Genomic DNA, 19,503 nt, shown 5'->3' on the forward strand with positions numbered 1-19,503 from the left:
CATTTCGTTCATCTCTACGCTCCTGTTATTGACCAAGGCGGTTAGAGTAGAAGGGGATTCAATCGTCGTCTGGAACGTTTGTGCACCAATAACGATAGCTGGCGGGCGTCATATGATAGGCACGACGGAACCAACGCCCCCGATGGCTCTGATCGGCGAATCCGACCTGTGCGGCGGCCAGGGCGGGGGAAACGCCCTGCATCAGCAGGCGGCGGGCCTGTACCAAACGCAACTGCACCAGCCAGGCATGGGGCGGCAACCCGAACGCCGCACGAAATTCGCGATTAAGCCGGAAACGGTCCATGCCGGCAACATGGGCCAACGCATCCAGACCGATCTCCTCATGATAACGCATCCAGACCGATCTCCTCATGATAATGCGCCTGCAAATAATCGCGGGCGCGAATCAGGGCGAGGCGACTGACATTGGCCGGCGCGCTTTTCTTTCGCCAGGGATAGCCGTGGGTCAGACGGACGAGCAGATGCTGTAGGGCATGGTCTCGCACCATGCGCGGCGCCTGATGATGCAAGGCGTTAAACGCCTCCCAGGTAGCGCCGGCAAGAAGCGGATCGTTTACCAGCGTTTGCGGAAAGACCAGCTCAAACCGGTCCGGCGCCTCGGCAAAGAGGGCCGGCAAGGTTTGACGCATCAGCGGTACCGGTAGATAAAGCATGCGGTAGGTGAAGCCGGCGCCATCCACCGCATCGCCGTCATGGATTTCGCCCGGCGCCAGCATAAACACTTTGCCCGGCGTGCCTTGATGTTTGATGCGCCCCGAATGGAATTGCTGCACGCCGGCTTCGGTAACGCCGATGAGATAACTGTCGTGCCAGTGTGCATCAAAGGCATGGCCGGTGAAATGGGCGCGAAGAGTTTCAGTCTGGCTATCATCATCCCTGGTGATATCCACCCAATTGGCGTTTAGCATAGGCATAAGTCCGGGAACAGGTGCAGGATAGGGTAACAAATCTACGCCCTATTGGGATGCAGGAGGGAAACGCGGTGTAAAACAGATGGAAAACCAGGGTTAAGGTGGCCCCAAGCGCGAAGGTCAGAACGCCGTCCAGCATAACTCCTCACGCAGCGGGGGAAATAAGCGATAGCGCGGCTTAATCGTTTTCTCGGACGGTCTGGACCTTGAGTTTTTTGCCGTTCATTACACCCTTCACCTTATAAATTAGTCCGTTATCGCAGCAGGAAATCAGTAAATCCCCATCCCAGTCCATACGCAGCTGGCTGGGCGACGGACAATGATAGCCGGCACGCCGCAGGGTTTGCTGCGCGAACTGGTTCTGCTTCATTTGCCGCGGGCTGCCCGCATCTTGCCAGACGGGCAAATGCCAGCTCGCCGCATCGGCAAACAGTCGGGACAGAACGAACAGCAATAGTGTGATCGCAAATAGCGCGTTTAAAGGGCGCGTATCATTCATCATGTCATGCCCAACGAGAGAAAGCGCAACTGTAGCCGAGAAATTAATGCGGAACAATGATCTCGCGTTAGCTTTTCGGCCTTATGTCATTTCACCGCGAGCGCCGACCTCTTCGATCCTGGCCGCCTGGCCCCATTGCCTACGCTCGCCGAAACGCCGGGGCCGCCATAGCCCGCAACACCGAGCCTCTCCATCGCACGCTCATCAAAACCCCGTCAGCGTACCCGCCGCCGCGCGCAATGACAGCCCTTTTCCCGTGCCGTCATCCGGCCATGATGCCACCGTCCACCGGCAGGCTGACGCCGGTAACGAAGCTGGCCGCCGGGCTGACCAGCCAAAGCGCAGCGGCAGCGACCTCGTCGGCCTCGTCGGCCTCGTCGGCCTCGCAGAGGCGTCCTAGGGGGTGCAGGTCGCCGTGCTCGTCAAGTTTATCGCCAAACACCGCCTCGGACATGGCGGTCCTGACCAGACCGGGACAGACGGCATTGATACGGATACCGTGTCGGGCATATTCCAGCTCGGCGGATTTAGTCAACCCCAACAGGCCGTGTTTGCTGGCGGTGTAGGCACAGCCGCCGGTGTAACTTGCACGTAGCCCGGCGATAGAGGCAACATTCACAATAGCGCCGCCGGACGGCATCATCAAAGGGATTTCCCGCTTCATACAGAGATAAACGCCGGTAAGATTCAGCGCCATTACCTGATGCCAGGCCTCGTCGGGATAGTCGGTCAATGGGGTAAACGAGACGCCATCGGTACCGGCATTATTGATGGCAATATCCAACCTGCCCCACCGAGTGTCGATCTCATCAAACAGGCGCCGCAGATCGTCGGCCTGCGCCAGATCGGCGGCATCTTGCCCGCGAACCGCTGCGTCAACGCTTCCACCTCCCCCTCGCTGATTTTGCGAATCAGGTGAGGTAATAGCCAGCACAGGCTGCAGCGCCGCTTTCGCGCTTGACCAACGCGCGCCGTCGACGGGCAAAATCGCGCGGATACGCCCGGCAATACCGGGCGCGACCGGCGCCAGCACGCAGCTGTATACCCACAGCAGCCCCAGACAATTTTTCAAGACCTGCGCCGATGCCAGCGGATCGGTTTTCACCTTGCGCCATGGCTGCTGGTGGGTGATATATTCATTGCCGCGCGTCCACATGCGCCGCATCGCCACGCCCGCCTTACGGTATTCTAACTGACGCATGTGATGCTCGTATTCGCTTACGTCCTGCGACAACGCCTGGTTCAGCGCCGGATCGGGGCAGTAGCCGGCCGGCAGCGCGCCGTTAAAGTTGCTCACGATAAGCGTCACCAACCGGTTGATAAAATTGCCCAAATTGTCCACCAGATCTTTATTGATTACCTGCGCCATAGCGCTAAAGGAAAAATCGGTGTCGCTGGTTTCTGGCATCATGCAAAACAGGGTATAACGCCAATAATCGGTGGGAAAAAGCGTCAGCGCTTCGCCGGTGAACACGCCACGCTGGCGGCTGGTGGAGAATTTTGTCGACCCTGTACACGGCTTATCAACGGGAAAAATCTTTATATTTCTAATGTAATCCGCAGCAATCAAAATAGAATTTGCCTACCCACGGCGTCTGATAATTATTTTCTGCAAGCGGTAAGAGATGTAATTTATTTACTTCTTTACTTTTCTTGGGGTGACATCTTACTTTAAAAAAAACGAATCAACCTCACCTAGGAATGCATTATGAAAGTAGGTTTCATAGGCTTGGAAAAAATGGGCGCCGCCATGGCTACACGACTTAAAAATGCTGGACATGAAGTGATCGCCGTTGATGAAAATAGTCATGCACGGGACAAGGCGACGCAGCAAGGCATCAATGTCGCCGCGGATTGTCGATCGGCGGCAGCTATGCTGCCGGCGCCGCGGACTTTCTGGCTGATGACGCCACCGGGTGAGGCAACGGAAAACGCTATTGCTGAATTAGCGGCGCTGCTTACCAGCGGTGATATCGTCGTTGACGGTGGTAACTCGGATTTTCGCGATACGCTTCGTCGCTCGGCCAGGCTGCGGGAGAAAGGGATAACGCTGGTAGACGCGGGCGTTAGCGGTGGAACACAAGGCGCACGGGAAGGATGCGGGCTTCTTATCGGCGCAGCGACCCCGATCGTCGAATGTCTTGCCCCGCTGTTTGACGCCCTGGCGGCCAAAGGGGCGTGGGCGACGGCGGCGCGGGACATCTTGCCAAAGCGGTGCATAACGGCGTCGAATACGCGCTGATGCAGGCTTATGGCGAGGGATATGAGCTACTTCTGGCGTCTGACATAGATGTCGACCTGCTGGCCACGCTGAACGCCTGGCAAAACGGCTGTTCCATACGTTCGCATTTACTGGAAAAACTGATTGAAGCCCTGGCGCCCAATGTGTCGCTGGCCGGTGTAAAAGGCTACGCAGCGGATTCCGGCATGGGCCGCTGGACGGTGGAGGAAGCCATCCGCCTACGCGTGCCCACGCCGGCCATCAGCGCGGCTCTCCAGGCGCGTTTCCGCTCACAGCAGGACGATTCTCCCACCATGAAAAGCATTGCCGCCCTGCGGGGGACGATCGGCGGCCATGCGGTAAAACACCGCGAGGATAACGCATGAGCACAGTTTCACTAACGCAGCGCCTGCAACAGGTCGCCCGCGAGCTTAGTCATATGGCGCAAGCTATTAACGATGAGCAGTTATCACAGCTTGCCGAGGCCATCAACCGCACGCCGCGGGTGTTTTTAAGCGGCCAGGGCCGCTCGGGTTTGATGGTGAAAGCAATCGCCATCCGTCTCATGCATATCGGTCTTGCGGTGTATGTGTAGCGATGCAAAATATTTTGGACTAATTTGCAAGCAATTCTGGACTCCTTTAAACCACTAAAAAGTGGCCATTTTGGACAGTCCAGAATTGTTTGCAAAAAGGAAATCAGGCGAAATTGCGAATGATCAACTCGCGTCTGCTATGAGGGTTGTTGCCTAATGAGTATTTTAGGTCAACAACGTCGATATGAAGGTTTTTGAAGATGCTCCTCATTTCTGGGATATCATTAACTGAAATAACCATTCTTCCTGTTATCGAATGAGCCAGGCTATCAATGATGCTGTATTGCTCCAGGCCAAACGCCACGCCATAGCCTTGAGTCTTCCAGTAAGGTGGATCAAGGTAGAACAATGTATGTGGCCTATCATATTTTTCAATACAAGCCTGCCAACCAAGATGCTCTATGGTTGCCTGAGATAAACGCAGATGAGCCTGTTATAGCTGCTCTTCGATTCTTAGAAGGTTCAATAACTGTGATCGCACAGGGCTTTGTTGAATAAATCGAACTTTTAGGTGACTGGCGGCTCTGATCACTACATTCGTTTCAACATCAGGTCCCCATGGCAAAGCAAAAGTTTAAAATCACCAACTGGCCCGCATATAACAATGCGCTCAGGCAGCGGGGGGACCTGACAGTATGGCTTGATGAGTCAGCCATTGCTGCATGGACTGAGAGTACACCACCTGAACATCGTGGCCGGCCGCTTCACTACACCGATATGGCCATTACCACGGTTCTGATGATAAAGCGCGTGTTTAACCTTTCGCTCCGGGCGTTACAGGGTTTCGTTGACTCGATTTTTAAACTGATGGGGCTGTCGCTGCGCTGCCCAGATTACTCTCTGGTCAGCCGGCGAGCAAAAACCGTCGACATCAGCATAAAAACGCCAACCCGCGGCGAAATCTCACACCTGGTCATCGATGGCACCGGCCTGAAAATCTTCGGCGAAGGCGAATGGAAAGTCAGGCAGCATGAGGCTGAGAGGCGCAGAGTATGGCGCAAGCTTGATCTGGCAGTAGATAGCGCGACACATGAAATTATCTGTGCCGATTTATCGCTAAGCGGTACGACAGATGCGCAGGCGCTGCCCGGGCTGATTAACCAAACCCACCGGAAAATCAGGGAAGCGTCGGCTGACAGTGCTTACGATACGCGTTACTGTCATGATGCTCTGCTGAGGAAAAAAATAAAGCCGCTTATCCCACCGCGAAGTGGTGCGCAATATTGGCCAGCTCGATACCATGAGCGTAACCATGCGGTGGCAAATCAGCATCTGAGCGGCAATAACGATACCTGGAAAAAGAAAGTAGGTTATCACCGGCGTTCACTGGCTGAAACGGCCATGTTCCGGTTTAAAATACTTCTGGGTGGTCATCTGAGTCTGCATGACTATGACGCGCAGGTAGGTGAGGCTATGGCAATGGTCAAAGCGCTTAACCGGATCACGTTGTTAGGAATGCCAAACAGCGTCCGCATCATGTAACAATCGCCCTGATAGGGAGGAAGTCGTCAAAAATTTCGGATTTATTCAACAAAGCGATCGCACAGCGGAAGTACCAAAGTTCTGCCCGCTCACTTTGCCACCAAATGTGAGTTGTTGAAGATAGTAAAACTGGGCGGCTCGCTGTATATCGGTCAGCGTTTGTGGTGGTGTTTCTTTTAGCCAATCAAACAGCTGCCTACTGCTTAAAGCCCACTTAAACTGACGTATAAATTTCTCCAAATGGTACTTAACTGTCATTACCAATTGAAAAGTGATCCACCCTGCTAAGTAAAATAGGCTTTTTTGTTAAAATCAGTGGTTATTAATACGCCATTATGCCGAAGGCAGGCGAGGCGCGAAAAGTACTTATAAACGCGCTCTGAAGCTTCTGCGCACCGATACGTGAGCGAAGCGAACTTGTGACTGGCATAGCCCCGGAAACCGCGTCAGCGCCCTGCTTGGCGTTTTTTTCGATGTAGAGATCGCGCATATGGATGCGATTATGACCACTTGTCGAACTGTCTTATAGTTTTCAAATATCCAAGATTATTTTTGTTAGCTTCCTCTTAAAAGAATAGTGATTTAATTAGCAGAGTGGATCAGATTTAAACCGGTGGTGACACTTAACCACCCGATAGAGGTTTATCAAATCGCCATTGATATCGTTCAGCACTTCGACTGTGGATGGTTCCTTGCTGAAAAACAGCGCCGCTCCCCCACAGAATGGTTCAACGTAGCATTTGTGCTCAGGAAAGTACGATAGAAGACGTTTAGCCAGCCGCCGCTTTCCTCCCACCCAAGGTACGATTGGCGTACTCATTAATGCAATCCTCATGCGTTACTATAATTTTTACCGATCAATAATCAGTAATTAATCGTCAAGATAATTATTAGTTGTAACTTGTAGATACTGACTGAGGGGTAGTGGCTATAAGTAATAACACGGGAAGAGAAATATTTTAATTTAAAATCAAAATGTTAACTTGTAATGGCTAAAGAGGTAATCCAGCATTGATTAATCTGTCGGCATAAATATTAAGCTGGGAGTTCCCATAAACGAGTGTATTTAACAATGATGCAAAATACGTTAGGGTAAGGCTGCAGATGAGCTGCAATGAACTGTTTTTTATTATAATTAATTAAAAAATATAGGTTTTTATGAAATACCTCTATGATATCGATGGTCTAAGGGCAATAGCCATCATTTTTGTGCTGGCTTTTTATGGCGGATTGACGGTTTTTCCATCAGGTTTTATCGGTGTGGATATGTTTTTTGTGATTTCAGGTTTTTTGATAACCTCAATCATCATTAACTCAATGAAAAATAATTATTTTTCATTTTTTGGTTTTTACCGGCGTAGATTATGGCGATTACAACCAGCCTTAATTGCTATTGTTTTAGGCTTTGTTGAATAAATCGAACTTTTAGGTGACTGGCGGCTCTGATCACTACATTCGTTTCAACATCAGGTCCCCATGGCAAAGCAAAAGTTTAAAATCACCAACTGGCCCGCATACAACAATGCGCTCAGGCGGCGGGGGGACATGACAGTATGGCTTGATGAGTCAGCCATTGCTGCATGGACTGAGAGTACACCACCGCTTTGTTGAATAAATCCGAAATTTGTGACGACTTCCTCCCTATCAGGGCGATTGTTACATGATGCGGACGCTGTTTGGCATTCCTAACAGCGTGATCCGGTTAAGCGCTTTGACCATTGCCATAGCCTCACCTACCTGCGCGTCATAGTCATGCAGACTCAGATGACCACCCAGAAGTGTTTTAAACCGGAACATGGCCGTTTCAGCCAGTGAACGCCGGTGATAACCTACTTTCTTTTTCCAGGTATCGTTATTGCCGCTCAGATGCTGATTTGCCACCGCATGGTTACGCTCATGGTATCGAGCTGGCCAATATTGCGCACCACTTCGCGGTGGGATAAGCGGCTTTATTTTTTTCCTCAGCAGAGCATCATGACAGTAACGCGTATCGTAAGCACTGTCAGCCGACGCTTCCCTGATTTTCCGGTGGGTTTGGTTAATCAGCCCGGGCAGCGCCTGCGCATCTGTCGTACCGCTTAGCGATAAATCGGCACAGATAATTTCATGTGTCGCGCTATCTACTGCCAGATGAAGCTTGCGCCATACTCTGCGCCTCTCAGCCCCATGCTGCTTGACTTTCCATTCGCCTTCGCCGAAGATTTTCAGGCCGGTGCCATCGATGACCAGGTGTGAGATTTCGCCGCGGGACAGCCCCATCAGTTTAAAAATCGCGTCAACGAAACCCTGTAACGCCCGGAGCGAAAGGTTAAACACGCGCTTTATCATCAGAACCGTGGTAATGGCCATATCGGTGTAGTGAAGCGGCCGGCCACGATGTTCAGGTGGTGTACTCTCAGTCCATGCAGCAATGGCTGACTCATCATGCCATACTGTCATGTCCCCCCGCTGCCTGAGCGCATTGTTGTATGCGGGCCAGTTGGTGATTTTAAACTTTTGCTTTGCCATGGGGACCTGATGTTGAAACGAATGTAGTGATCAGAGCCGCCAGTCACCTAAAAGTTCGATTTATTCAACAAAGCCTCGCGTCTACTGTCTCTACCACCATTAGTCATCCTAGGAAGGCTTTCTTACTCATTATACCTTTGGCACTGGCCTATTTTTGTCGTGGGACGTTACCTGGGGTTCAAAGAAAACCTTGTTTTTACTATTACATGTTATACACTAACTTTACTGCTCTCCTGTATTTCTTATTTTTTTACGCTTTGTTGAATAAATCCGAAATTTGTGACGACTTCCTCCCTATCAGGGCGATTGGTACATGATGCGGACGCTGTTTGGCATTCCTAACAACGTGATCCGATTAAGCGCTTTGACCATTGCCATAGCCTCACCTACCTGCGCGTCATAGTCATGCAGACTCAGATGACCACCCAGAAGTGTTTTAAACCGGAACATGGCCGTTTCAGCCAGTGAACGCCGGTGATAACCTACTTTCTTTTTCCAGGTATCGTTATTGCCGCTCAGATGCTGATTTGCCACCGCATGGTTACGCTCATGGTATCGAGCTGGCCAATATTGCGCACCACTTCGCGGTGGGATAAGCGGCTTTATTTTTTTCCTCAGCAGAGCATCATGACAGTAACGCGTATCGTAAGCACTGTCAGCCGACGCTTCCCTGATTTTCCGGTGGGTTTGGTTAATCAGCCCGGGCAGCGCCTGCGCATCTGTCGTACCGCTTAGCGATAAATCGGCACAGATAATTTCATGTGTCGCGCTATCTACTGCCAGATGAAGCTTGCGCCATACTCTGCGCCTCTCAGCCCCATGCTGCCTGACTTTCCATTCGCCTTCGCCGAAGATTTTCAGGCCGGTGCCATCGATGACCAGGTGTGAGATTTCGCCGCGGGTTGGCGTTTTTATGCTGATGTCGACGGTTTTTGCTCGCCGGCTGACCAGAGAGTAATCTGGGCAGCGCAGCGACAGCCCCATCAGTTTAAAAATCGCGTCAACGAAACCCTGTAACGCCCGGAGCGAAAGGTTAAACACGCGCTTTATCATCAGAACCGTGGTAATGGCCATATCGGTGTAGTGAAGCGGCCGGCCACGATGTTCAGGGGGTGTACTCTCAGTCCATGCAGCAATGGCTGACTCATCAAGCCATACTGTCATGTCCCCCCGCTGCCTGAGCGAATTGTTGTATGCGGGCCAGTTGGTGATTTTAAACTTTTGCTTTGCCATGGGGACCTGATGTTGAAACGAATGTAGTGATCAGAGCCGCCAGTCACCTAAAAGTTCGATTTATTCAACAAAGCCATTTTTTTATTGAAAAACCATGTAGAAAAAAAAGCAACTCTTTGCCAACATCTTTTTCAATCCTCGTGTTAATACCAATAATTATTTTTGTAGCACTATACTCATTGACCGAACGATACAATGGGTTCAGTGGGCGCTTTGGTGCAGATTATTTGCGTATAACATCTACGCTGGACAAATATGAGTCGCCCTATAGAGAGTCATGTTTGAACGATAATGAGGACGGAAAAAATAACGATTGTATCATTGGTGATACAGACGCCCTCAAAAAGGCACTACTGATCGGAGACTCACATTCTAATCATTTTTGGAATTTTATAGATTTATTGGCTAAGGATGCGCATGTCTCTGTGATGGTACAGGGCACATCGACGTGTTTAGTGTTACCCGGTATTTCTCAGTTTGATTGGGGGCGCTACAAAAACAGTGTTTATAAAGATTGCCATGACAATGTGGCCCGCTATTATGACAAGATACAAAAAGAGAAATTTGATTATGTCATCATTGGTGAAGTCTGGAACCATTATACAAGTGACAATATCATAAATAAACTCGGGGATGCGCGTTCAGAGGCGTTGCCCAGACAACGCATTGAAGTCGCGATGAGAAAGGCGATGGGTATCATAATTAAATCAGGCGCAAAGCCCGTTATTATAAAAACAATCTATATTGCACCCAAAGAATACGTACCATGCTTTTATCAAAACGTCAAATTAAGAGCACACAATAAAGACGCATCTTGTGAACGTGGTGTATGGAATGGTGATGGTAGTGACTGGTTCAATCAGCTTTTTAAGCAATTAAAAACTGAATATCCTTCCCTTATTATTATTGACCCGAAGCGCGTACAATGCTCGGGGAAAAACTGTGTAACAGAAATTGATGGGATCCCTATTTACCGTGATTACTGGCATCTTACAGATCACGCTTCTTTTATTTTTGGGCTTTGTTAAATAAATCGAACTTTTAGGTGACTGGCGGCTCTGATCACTACATTCGTTTCAACATCAGGTCCCCATGGCAAAGCAAAAGTTTAAAATCACCAACTGGCCCGCATACAACAATGCGCTCAGGCAGCGGGGGGACATGACAGTATGGCTTGATGAGTCAGCCATTGCTGCATGAACTGAGAGTACACCACCTGAACATCGTGGCCGGCCGCTTCACTACACCGATATGGCCATTACCACGGTTCTGATGATAAAGCGCGTGTTTAACCTTTCGCTCCGGGCGTTACAGGGTTTCGTTGACGCGATTTTTAAACTGATGGGGCTGTCGCTGCGCTGCCCAGATTACTCTCTGGTCAGCCGGCGAGCAAAAACCGTCGACATCAGCATAAAAACGCCAACCCGCGGCGAAATCTCACACCTGGTCATCGATGGCACCGGCCTGAAAATCTTCGGCGAAGGCGAATGGAAAGTCAGGCAGCATGGGGCTGAAAGGCGCAGAGTATGGCGCAAGCTTCATCTGGCAGTAGATAGCGCGACACATGAAATTATCTGTGCCGATTTATCGCTAAGCGGTACGACAGATGCGCAGGCGCTGCCCGGGCTGATTAACCAAACCCACCGGAAAATCAGGGAAGCGTCGGCTGACAGTGCTTACGATACGCGTTACTGTCATGATGCTCTGCTGAGGAAAAAAATAAAGCCGCTTATCCCACCGCGAAGTGGTGCGCAATATTGGCCAGCTCGATACCATGAGCGTAACCATGCGGTGGCAAATCAGCATCTGAGCGGCAATAACGATACCTGGAAAAAGAAAGTAGGTTATCACCGGCGTTCACTGGCTGAAACGGCCATGTTCCAGTTTAAAACACTTCTGGGTGGTCATCTGAGTCTGCATGACTATGACGCGCAGGTAGGTGAGGCTCTATGGCAATGGTCAAAGCGCTTAACCGGATCACGCTGTTAGGAATGCCAAACAGCGTCCGCATCATGTAACAATCGCCCTGATAGGGAGGAAGTCGTCACAAATTTCGGATTTATTCAACAAAGCGCCCACCACATCGACACCGTAAAATTCGGTGCTCATAGGTTGCCCAGGATAAGGGTAATACCGGCATTCACCTGAACGTTTCTCGTTGCCATTTTGCCCACGGCCATAAAAATGCAGAATATCCGTGAGATGGCCACCACCGAATAGGGAGACGGCTTTACCAAACGTTGCCCCACCGCTCGCCGTGAGATTACCGCCGACTTCAAGGTTTTTTACCCAATGCAGGCGCTCTGTATTCCACTCGCCGGTTTTGACATTGTTGGCGTACAACGCGACGCTGCCTTTGCCATTAGCAATCAGCCCTGAATCGCTGTCGCCGACATTAACCGAATGAGTGATCTGCAGACGGCCGTTAACCGTGCCACCGGTACGTTTATCCAGCGCGTTCTGTGCCTGTTCAACGGTATTTTTTAGCCCCAGATGGGCCACGAACGCCGCTTTATCCGGGATATCCGAGCCGTTATTTTTCTTGAGCAGGCTGCGTTTTTCATTCTCCTGCCGGGCTTGCGCAATCAGCCCCTGGATGGCCTCGGCCAGCTGGTTGTTCTGCGCCGGATTGGGTTGCATCCCGGCGGCCGCCAGAATGTGCTTATGCTCGGTCTGGGTATCGATGACCGCACCCTGCATGGCGTTTAGCCACTGGGCGTAAAGCACGGTGCCCCTGACGTCGCCGGCCGGGTCGCCGTCATGAAACAGCCCGTCATCGCTGTTAATCGGCGCGATAATGTCCTTCATGGGCGCGTTTTCTCCCGGTAGTTAAACACCACCTGGGTGTGCGCGGGTTTCAGGTCCTTAAACAGCCCTTCAATCAGGTTCTGCCCGAAGGTCAGCAGCTTTTCCCCGGCCAGCGAGCTGCCGGCGCGGAACGGCTCCGGCTCGTCGATGGTGATGCGGTAGCCCAGCGATTTGGCGAGAGTGATAAAATATTTGCGGCTCAGACCGCCGGTGGCGTTGATTCGCGCCAGCACCTGCTGACGACGCTGCTGTAGCGTCATGCCGCTGTCGGGGGAAAGACTTAACATTCGCAGTCGGCCAGTAGCCCCATGGCGAGGAAGGGGGTGATACCGTAGGCCACTTCGCCTGCGCGGATTTCCAGCTGTGCCAGGCTCTTCCCCTCAGCCTGCAGTTCAGCCGTCAGGCGCTCACCGGTCAGTGCATAGCTTTTCGGTGGCAGCAGCGCACTGAGCAGCTGTGCGGAGCCTGTTTAGAAATTTGTGTATTTGCCTGATTTTGATATGTTCAATCCAACATCAAAAACAGGTTAATTTATGGACGAAAAACAGTTGCAGGCTCTGGCTAACGAACTGGCCAAAAATCTCAAAACCCCTGAAGATCTCAGTCACTTCGATCGGCTGCTGAAAAAAATTAGCGCCGAAGCAGCTCTCAATGCCGAAATGACCCATCACCTCGGCTACGATAAAAATCAGCCTAAACCGGGGACCAACGCCCGCAACGGCTATTCCACAAAAACCGTTACCACTGGCGATGGCCCGCTGGCGCTGCGTACTCCGCGCGATCGTGACGGTTCCTTTGAACCGCAACTGGTGAAGAAGAACCAGACCCGGATTACCGGGATAGATAACCAGATTTTATCGTTGTACGCCAAAGGGATGACCACCCGCGAGATCGCCGCCGCGTTCAAAGAGCTGTATGACGCCGATGTCTCGCCGGCGCTGGTCTCAAAGGTCACCGATGCGGTCATGGAGCAGGTTGTCGAATGGCAAAACCGGCCTCTGGATGCAATCTATCCCATTGTTTATCTTGACTGTATCGTTCTAAAAGTCCGGCAGGACAGCCGCATCATCAACAAATCTGTGTTCCTGGCGCTGGGCATCAACATCGAAGGCCAGAAAGAGTTGCTAGGTATGTGGCTGGCCGAAAATGAAGGCGCAAAGTTCTGGCTGAACGTGCTGACAGAGCTGAAAAACCGCGGCCTGAACGATATCCTTATCGCCTGCGTAGACGGGCTGAAAGGTTTCCCTGACGCTATTAACGCGGTGTATCCGGAGGCGCGGCTCCAGCTGTGTATCGTACATATGGTGCGCAACAGCCTGCGGTTCGTCTCCTGGAAGGACTACAAGGCCGTCATCCGCGACCTGAAAGCTATCTATCAGGCCCCTACGGAAGAAGCCGGCTTGCAGGAGCTGGAAGCGTTCTCCAGTGCCTGGGACATCCGCTACTACCCGCAAATAAGTCGAAGCTGGCAGGCAAACTGGGCCAATCTGGCCACGTTCTTTGCCTACCCAACGGACATCCGCAAGATGATCTACACGACCAACGCCATCGAGTCGTTAAACAGCGTGATCCGGCATGCCATCAAAAAGCGCAAGGTGTTCCCGACCGACGACGCAGTGAAAAAGGTGGTGTGGCTGGCGATACAGGCGGCCTCACAGAAATGGACAATGTCTTTGAGGGACTGGCGCATGGCAATGAGCCGCTTTATTATCGAGTTCGGTGACCGCCTGGACGGTCACTTCTGAGAAAAGGCATTTACACAGAATCGTGTACAGGGTCGCTGTGCGTAATCGCGGCCGTTCATGGCATTGTCTCCACGGTGATAGTGCCTGCGCGTATCCACTGCACGGTCTGTTTGTTCACCACCGGCACCACATTGGTGCTGGGGGGTGCAGATTCCGATGTATCCGATCAGCTGTTCCGGCGACATCCGATCAGTTATTCCGATATTTTCCGATCACCCATTCCAGTGATATTCGATCACGTGTTCGCTCATCTTCTGACTCGAGTTTAGTCTATTTTTCCTGTGCTGGCTACTCCTTGCTCTTTGCGTAGTGATTCGCCTTTAAGTTCCAATCTATAGCTGGGGTGTACTAACCGATCGAGTAACGCGTCAGCTGTCGTGGGGTTTTCTATCAGTCCATACCATTTTTTCACCGGCAGTTGACTGATCAGGATGCTGCTGCTTTTGTCGTAGCGATCCTCCATCATCTCCAACAGCATCGTTGCCTGCATCGGACTTATTGATTCTAGGCCCACGTCGTCCAAGATCAGTAACTCTATTTTTTCTAACTGCTTAAGCTGTTTTAGATAGGTCCCGTCTACCTGACACTGGTGAAGATGGGCCAGCAACCGACCCACTCGCCAGTAACGCACGCTATATTGCTGCCGGCATGCCTGCTCACCAAGCGCACAACTGAGCCAGGTTTTGCCCGTACCTGTCGGCCCCGTGATGAGTATGCTTTTCTGATATTTCAGATATTGTCCCCCTAGCAGATTTCGTATCTGTTACGGTGTCACTCCTCGGCTAGGGATATAACGGATATCTTCCGGTTTTGCCTGCAAGCGTATTTGCGATTGCCGTCGCATACGGCATATGTGGTTGTTTTTTCTATGCAAATTTTCCGCTTCTACCATCAGCGACAACCGCTCCTCGAACCCTAGCTCCCCATAACTCCCCGGGAGTTCGCGTTGCGTCTCCAACTCCTGGACCATTGCCAACAACTTCAGCTCTCGCAGAGCCATTAACAGTGTATCCATATTTATTCTCCTTAGTGATAACTGTCCGGACCTCGGAGGTTTTCGTGAACCAGCATTGATACGCCGGCTCCGTCCTGGGTGACCTCACTTTCACGACCGTGTTTCAATACGTTGGCTATGAAAGAGCGGTTAATGCACCCTTTCTCCAACGCCAGCGCGCAGGCCTTCTCCAGTCGCGTCGTCTCATAGCGCCGTTGCAGATTGAGTAGCCCCAGCACGGAGCGGTAAGCCTGCTCCGGATGGGCTTTGCTCTTTTGGATGGACTCGACCACTTTCAGTGTGCACCCACCCACCGACAGCGCCCAACTGCACAGCCTTTCCGGCGTCCACTGACTCTGCCCCTTATGGTTAGCCGGCATGTGCGCCGCCTGAGTCGTGTGCCTATAGGCATTATCGCTGCGAGGGTGCGTAGCCACGCAGACGCCCTTATGGTGGATTTGCACCAGCCGTTGGGTGGCGATGACGTCAACGCGCTCACCAACCAGCGGATGCGGCATCGAGTACCAGTTTTTGCCGTAGTCTATGTGGTAATCAGGTCCCACTCGGGCAACGAGATACTCACTGTATTCCCATTGTGTGGGCGGTAGAGGCCCAAGAGCCGGTTTGTCCAGCTGCTCGAAGCGTTCAAGGCGACTTTGTCCGCCGTAATGACGCATCGGGCGCAGATTCAACTCATGATTGAGTTCTCGTATCACCTGGTTGAGTTCGGCCAGCGAGTAGAACCTACGTTTACGCAACCGGGCCAAAACCCAGCGTTCTACCAGCTGCACAGTTGATTCTGCCTTCGCCTTGTCTTTCGGTTTTCTCGGGCGCGCCGGTAGCACCACTGTCTCATAGTGATTTGCCAGCGCCTGGTAGCTCTGGTTTATGACCGGCTCATAGCGGTCAGGGGTGCTGACAGCGCGGCGCAGATTATCAGGTATCATCAGCTCCGGAACCCCACCCCCACCCATGAAGTGCAGGCAGCGGCTATTGGCGTTGAGCCACGATGCCATGTCCTGGCCTTCGCAGGCTTCGATATACGCATAGCCTGACACGCCCATGGCAGCGACGAAGATAGCGACCTGGCGTACGCTACCGGTCGCAGGGTTGACGATAGGTACGGTGGGGCCACAGAAGTCGATGAAGAGCTTTTCGCCAGCCTTGTGCTCCATGCGCATGGAACGCCGCTGCTTCTTTTTCCAGTCACGGGACAGTGCACAAAACTGTGAGTAACCGAGGGCATCACCGCCCACGGCGGACTGATATTCCATCCAGAGCAGCTGCTTGGTCATGCCCTTGCGGCTTAACTCGGTATCGATATCAAGCCAGCTGGGTAAGGTATTGATAACTTTTCCGGATTTGCCGGGATAGAGCAGGCGGTCGAGGTCGACGGGGGACAGTTCCGCCGGCAATGGCCAGACCAGGTTAGATATCGTGAATCGGCCGAGGATATCGTGCACGGTAGTACAGCCTATGCCGAGCGCTGCTGCGATAGTGCGATTCGAGCGACGCTGCTCGAATTTCATACGTAAGACATTAATATAGATGCACATTTCCGTTATCGCTTTCTTCTTTTTACGTGCCATGCCATGCCCCCGGAAGCTAAAAGTCTCCAGAGTATGGCGGAACAGAAGATGAGCGATCGGACAGAATCGGAATCGCTGATCGGGCGACCGGAATCAGTGATCGGATGAAATCAGAATTAGTGATCGGGTGAAATCGGAATCAGTGATCGGATGTGACCGGAACCAGCACTTGCCGTTCTGCCGATCGTCGTCACGGCGGCGGTGATGTTTTTTTCACCGCCTTGGCCGGCAGATAGTTGCGCTGCATATAGCGATGAGTTGAAACAAACGCCGCCACCAGCGTCATAACAAAGTGTCTTTTTTCATGTTTATCCATACCTCCCCCTTGCCTTAAAAGACCCGAGAATCGTCCCTCGGGATTAATCGCCGCTGCCCGTCCTGCCGGGTGACATCACGACCCAGCTTCGCGTGCCGGGCAACGGCGGGTTATATAAAAGTTCATAAGGCAACTGACGCAGGTCGGTTTTTTTGCCCAGCAACGTGGCGAAAAAAGCCTGATGCTGCTCGACATAACTCAGCGCCTGCAAAAAAATGGATTGCGTACAGCCCGACATGGACGCCATCAACGTCAATTCACGCTCGAACATCTCACGCGCACTCACCGGTAACGTTTCCCCGGCCTGCGATACGCCATAAATCATCACCACGCCGGCGTCGCGTACCGCCGCCAGCGCCGTCAGCATCCCGTCCCGGCTACCGGAGCACTCAATCACCATGTGGTAATGCCGGTCCTGAGGGGTTTGCTGGCAGACGATGGGATAACTTTGCGCCCAGGCCATCGCGTCGTCATGGATATCGCATAGCGCCAGATGCGCTTGCGTCCAGCGGTGCAGCAACAGATGGCCGAACATTTTGGCCGCCACCCCTGACCCGACGATCAACACGAGTGGCGCGCTGGTGTGTTGTAATGCCGCAGCATGGGTTAATCGGCTGAGGCCGTGCATGACGCACGCCAGCGGTTCCACCAGCACCCCCAGACGGGGATCGCTCAGCGACAAAGTATGCAAACTGCTGTCCGGCGCGCAGATATGGGTGGCGAAGCCGCCGTGGTGGGTAATGCCCAGCTCTTGTTTATGGAGACAATGGCTTACCCAATCTTCCTGGCAGTACTCACACTCACCGCAGGGGATCTCGTTATTCAGCACCCGATACCGCCCGTCGGTTCCGCGGCAAACGACTTCATGGCCGAGCACTCGGCCCTCGCTCTGATCGGACCAGGCCAGGGCGCGATCGGTCTTACAGATGCCGCAGTAGCAAACTTCCCATTGTTGCCACTCGTGGTGTTGCGGGATCAATTTCTCCAGATAACACAACTTACCCGGGCCAAGCTTGACGACCGCGGCCATATCAAACCTCCTCCGCGTCGGCCAGGGCGGCGAAGACCTGATCGAGAATGGTCAGCATGCGCTCCATTTCTTCGTAACCCATATCCAGCCAGGGGGCCAATTTGATTTTTTCGCAATGGCAGCCGCCGCTATTAAGGATCAGACGCAGCGTTTCTCCCTGGTAGACGTAATCATTATCCTGCGCCAGCGTGACCGCCTGCTTACCCGCATTACGCCAGGGCAAACCGTCCGGCGTGGTGAAGGTAACGCTAAACAGCATCCCTAGCCCCTCGATTAGCCCAATGAAGGGATAACGCTGTTTTAAACGCCGCAGTCCGCCCATGAAATAGGCCGATTTTTGCGACAGTAGCGGCTCATAATCCTGAGCGATCATATAGCGCCAGGTTTGCAGCGCGGCGGCGGTGCCTAAGGAGTGATTGGCAAAATTACTGTGGGCGTGGCCCGGAGTAAAGATATCGCGACTCACTAATTCTTCCCGAGCCCAGACCGCACTGAGCGGGCTGAGGCCGTTAGTCAGCGATTTACCCAGCGTGATGATATCCGGCTCTTTGTTGAATAAATCCGAAATTTGTGACGACTTCCTCCCTATCAGGGCGATTGTTACATGATGCGGACGCTGTTTGGCATTCCTAACAGCGTGATCCGGTTAAGCGCTTTGACCATTGCCATAGCCTCACCTACCTGCGCGTCATAGTCATGCAGACTCAGATGACCACCCAGAAGTGTTTTAAACCGGAACATGGCCGTTTCAGCCAGTGAACGCCGGTGATAACCTACTTTCTTTTTCCAGGTATCGTTATTGCCGCTCAGATGCTGATTTGCCACCGCATGGTTACGCTCATGGTATCGAGCTGGCCAATATTGCGCACCACTTCGCGGTGGGATAAGCGGCTTTATTTTTTTCCTCAGCAGAGCATCATGACAGTAACGCGTATCGTAAGCACTGTCAGCCGACGCTTCCCTGATTTTCCGGTGGGTTTGGTTAATCAGCCCGGGCAGTGCCTGCGCATCTGTCGTACCGCTTAGCGATAAATCGGCACAGATAATTTCATGTGTCGCGCTATCTACTGCCAGATGAAGCTTGCGCCATACTCTGCGCCTCTCAGCCCCATGCTGCCTGACTTTCCATTCGCCTTCGCCGAAGATTTTCAGGCCGGAGCCATCGATGACCAAGTGTGAGATTTCGCCGCGGGTTGGCGTTTTTATGCTGATGTCGACGGTTTTTGCTCGCCGGCTGACCAGAGAGTAATCTGGGCAGCGCAGCGACAGCCCCATCAGTTTAAAAATCGCGTCAACGAAACCCTGTAACGCCCGGAGCGAAAGGTTAAACACGCGCTTTATCATCAGAACCGTGGTAATGGCCATATCGGTGTAGTGAAGCGGCCGGCCACGATGTTCAGGTGGTGTACTCTCAGTCCATGCAGCAATGGCTGACTCATCAAGCCATACTGTCATGTCCCCCCGCTGCCTGAGCGCATTGTTGTATGCGGGCCAGTTGGTGATTTTAAACTTTTGCTTTGCCATGGGGACCTGATGTTGAAACGAATGTAG

18 protein-coding genes and 6 pseudogenes are annotated in these 19,503 nt (G+C 52.3%); 9 read left to right on the forward strand and 15 right to left on the reverse strand.

Annotation, left to right across the window (positions count from 1 at the left end; genetic code table 11):
- Positions 1–58: 58 nt before the first annotated feature.
- From SOPEG_RS18730 to SOPEG_RS23395, 3 genes and pseudogenes are all read right to left on the reverse strand, one after another.
- Positions 59–929 (reverse strand): annotated as a pseudogene (locus tag SOPEG_RS18730) (AraC family transcriptional regulator).
- Positions 930–1,110: 181 nt separating this feature from the next.
- A complete protein-coding gene (locus SOPEG_RS18735) occupies positions 1,111–1,488 on the reverse strand; it encodes a hypothetical protein (protein ID WP_025246490.1) in 378 nt (125 codons plus the stop codon).
- A gap of 205 nt (positions 1,489–1,693) precedes the next feature.
- On the reverse strand, positions 1,694–3,001 hold the full coding sequence (locus SOPEG_RS23395; RefSeq protein ID WP_071882248.1) for an SDR family oxidoreductase: 1,308 nt from the start codon (positions 2,999–3,001) through the stop codon (positions 1,694–1,696).
- 138 nt (positions 3,002–3,139) lie between these two features.
- Here SOPEG_RS23395 and SOPEG_RS28920 point away from each other — a divergent pair, with 138 nt between their 5' ends.
- Genes SOPEG_RS28920 through SOPEG_RS18750 form a run of 3 tightly spaced genes read left to right on the forward strand, consistent with a single transcriptional unit; the run spans position 3,140 to position 4,247 of the window.
- Positions 3,140–3,673 carry an NAD(P)-binding domain-containing protein gene (locus SOPEG_RS28920; protein ID WP_200867833.1) on the forward strand — a complete coding sequence of 178 codons (534 nt, stop codon included), beginning with the start codon at positions 3,140–3,142 and terminating at the stop codon, positions 3,671–3,673.
- A complete protein-coding gene (locus SOPEG_RS28925; RefSeq protein WP_200867834.1) occupies positions 3,610–4,038 on the forward strand; it encodes a hypothetical protein in 429 nt (142 codons plus the stop codon). Before SOPEG_RS28920 ends, SOPEG_RS28925 begins: the two co-directional genes overlap by 64 nt.
- Positions 4,035–4,247 (forward strand): phosphoheptose isomerase family protein, encoded by a 213-nt coding sequence (locus tag SOPEG_RS18750; RefSeq protein WP_025246492.1) that lies wholly within the window; start codon positions 4,035–4,037, stop codon positions 4,245–4,247. Before SOPEG_RS28925 ends, SOPEG_RS18750 begins: the two co-directional genes overlap by 4 nt.
- Positions 4,248–4,350: 103 nt before the next feature.
- On the opposite strand, the pseudogene SOPEG_RS18755 reads toward SOPEG_RS18750, so the two are convergent.
- Positions 4,351–4,710, reverse strand: a pseudogene (locus SOPEG_RS18755) (DNA adenine methylase); the annotation flags it as partial.
- 95 nt (positions 4,711–4,805) lie between these two features.
- Here SOPEG_RS18755 and SOPEG_RS18760 point away from each other — a divergent pair.
- Positions 4,806–5,729: an IS5-like element ISSoEn1 family transposase gene (locus tag SOPEG_RS18760; protein WP_025246493.1), complete on the forward strand. Its 924-nt coding sequence runs from the start codon at positions 4,806–4,808 to the stop codon at positions 5,727–5,729.
- Between the two features lie 616 nt (positions 5,730–6,345).
- Here the strand turns inward: SOPEG_RS18760 and SOPEG_RS25385 are convergent.
- Positions 6,346–6,549 (reverse strand): annotated as a pseudogene (locus SOPEG_RS25385) (DNA adenine methylase); the annotation flags it as partial.
- A 338-nt stretch (positions 6,550–6,887) separates the two neighbouring features.
- Here SOPEG_RS25385 and SOPEG_RS18765 point away from each other — a divergent pair.
- Together SOPEG_RS18765 and SOPEG_RS27920 are read left to right on the forward strand one after the other, a co-directional pair.
- Positions 6,888–7,145 (forward strand): acyltransferase family protein, encoded by a 258-nt coding sequence (locus SOPEG_RS18765; protein WP_025246495.1) that lies wholly within the window; start codon positions 6,888–6,890, stop codon positions 7,143–7,145.
- A 60-nt stretch (positions 7,146–7,205) separates the two neighbouring features.
- A pseudogene (locus SOPEG_RS27920) lies at positions 7,206–7,331 on the forward strand (IS5/IS1182 family transposase); the annotation flags it as partial.
- A 54-nt stretch (positions 7,332–7,385) separates the two neighbouring features.
- Here the strand turns inward: SOPEG_RS27920 and SOPEG_RS18770 are convergent.
- The gene (locus SOPEG_RS18770) at positions 7,386–8,237 is read right to left on the reverse strand and encodes an IS5 family transposase (protein WP_025246496.1); all 852 of its coding nucleotides are present in this window, start codon (positions 8,235–8,237) and stop codon (positions 7,386–7,388) included.
- Positions 8,238–8,534: 297 nt separating this feature from the next.
- The gene (locus SOPEG_RS18775) at positions 8,535–9,470 is read right to left on the reverse strand and encodes an IS5-like element ISSoEn1 family transposase (RefSeq protein ID WP_025246497.1); all 936 of its coding nucleotides are present in this window, start codon (positions 9,468–9,470) and stop codon (positions 8,535–8,537) included.
- Between the two features lie 26 nt (positions 9,471–9,496).
- On the opposite strand from SOPEG_RS18775, the gene SOPEG_RS18780 reads away from it, so the two are divergent.
- Positions 9,497–10,498: an SGNH hydrolase domain-containing protein gene (locus tag SOPEG_RS18780; protein WP_158382476.1), complete on the forward strand. Its 1,002-nt coding sequence runs from the start codon at positions 9,497–9,499 to the stop codon at positions 10,496–10,498.
- A gap of 64 nt (positions 10,499–10,562) precedes the next feature.
- Positions 10,563–11,488: pseudogene (locus tag SOPEG_RS18785) on the forward strand (IS5-like element ISSoEn1 family transposase).
- Here the strand turns inward: SOPEG_RS18785 and SOPEG_RS18790 are convergent.
- Together SOPEG_RS18790 and SOPEG_RS29990 are read right to left on the reverse strand one after the other, a co-directional pair.
- The gene (locus tag SOPEG_RS18790) at positions 11,481–12,278 is read right to left on the reverse strand and encodes a hypothetical protein (protein WP_025246499.1); all 798 of its coding nucleotides are present in this window, start codon (positions 12,276–12,278) and stop codon (positions 11,481–11,483) included. The pseudogene SOPEG_RS18785 and the gene SOPEG_RS18790 sit on opposite strands and share 8 nt — an antisense overlap.
- Entirely contained in the window at positions 12,275–12,538 is a 264-nt protein-coding gene (locus SOPEG_RS29990; protein WP_236851555.1) for a putative phage tail protein, read from the reverse strand. The genes SOPEG_RS18790 and SOPEG_RS29990 overlap by 4 nt, the downstream gene beginning before the upstream one ends.
- A gap of 273 nt (positions 12,539–12,811) precedes the next feature.
- Here SOPEG_RS29990 and SOPEG_RS18800 point away from each other — a divergent pair, with 273 nt between their 5' ends.
- Complete coding sequence (locus SOPEG_RS18800) at positions 12,812–14,023, forward strand: IS256 family transposase (protein WP_025246500.1); 1,212 nt, start codon at positions 12,812–12,814, stop codon at positions 14,021–14,023.
- 265 nt (positions 14,024–14,288) lie between these two features.
- Here the strand turns inward: SOPEG_RS18800 and istB are convergent.
- The 6 genes and pseudogenes from istB to SOPEG_RS18825 all read right to left on the reverse strand — a co-directional run bounded on the left by istB (position 14,289) and on the right by SOPEG_RS18825 (position 19,476).
- Positions 14,289–15,038 (reverse strand): annotated as a pseudogene (istB, locus tag SOPEG_RS18805) (IS21-like element ISSoEn3 family helper ATPase IstB).
- An 11-nt stretch (positions 15,039–15,049) separates the two neighbouring features.
- Entirely contained in the window at positions 15,050–16,606 is a 1,557-nt protein-coding gene (gene istA, locus SOPEG_RS18810) for an IS21 family transposase (protein ID WP_038469058.1), read from the reverse strand.
- 190 nt (positions 16,607–16,796) lie between these two features.
- A complete protein-coding gene (locus SOPEG_RS30400) occupies positions 16,797–16,922 on the reverse strand; it encodes a hypothetical protein (RefSeq protein ID WP_257720073.1) in 126 nt (41 codons plus the stop codon).
- A 43-nt stretch (positions 16,923–16,965) separates the two neighbouring features.
- Positions 16,966–17,952: an alcohol dehydrogenase catalytic domain-containing protein gene (locus tag SOPEG_RS18815; protein WP_025246502.1), complete on the reverse strand. Its 987-nt coding sequence runs from the start codon at positions 17,950–17,952 to the stop codon at positions 16,966–16,968.
- A gap of 1 nt (position 17,953) precedes the next feature.
- Positions 17,954–18,550, reverse strand: coding sequence for an aminotransferase class III-fold pyridoxal phosphate-dependent enzyme (locus SOPEG_RS18820; protein ID WP_081743064.1), 597 nt, complete (start codon positions 18,548–18,550; stop codon positions 17,954–17,956).
- A gap of 2 nt (positions 18,551–18,552) precedes the next feature.
- A complete protein-coding gene (locus tag SOPEG_RS18825) occupies positions 18,553–19,476 on the reverse strand; it encodes an IS5-like element ISSoEn1 family transposase (RefSeq protein ID WP_025246504.1) in 924 nt (307 codons plus the stop codon).
- Positions 19,477–19,503: the final 27 nt, after the last annotated feature.

The organism is Candidatus Sodalis pierantonius str. SOPE (assembly GCF_000517405.1).
In the GTDB taxonomy this organism is placed as follows: domain Bacteria; phylum Pseudomonadota; class Gammaproteobacteria; order Enterobacterales; family Enterobacteriaceae; genus Sodalis_C; species Sodalis_C pierantonii.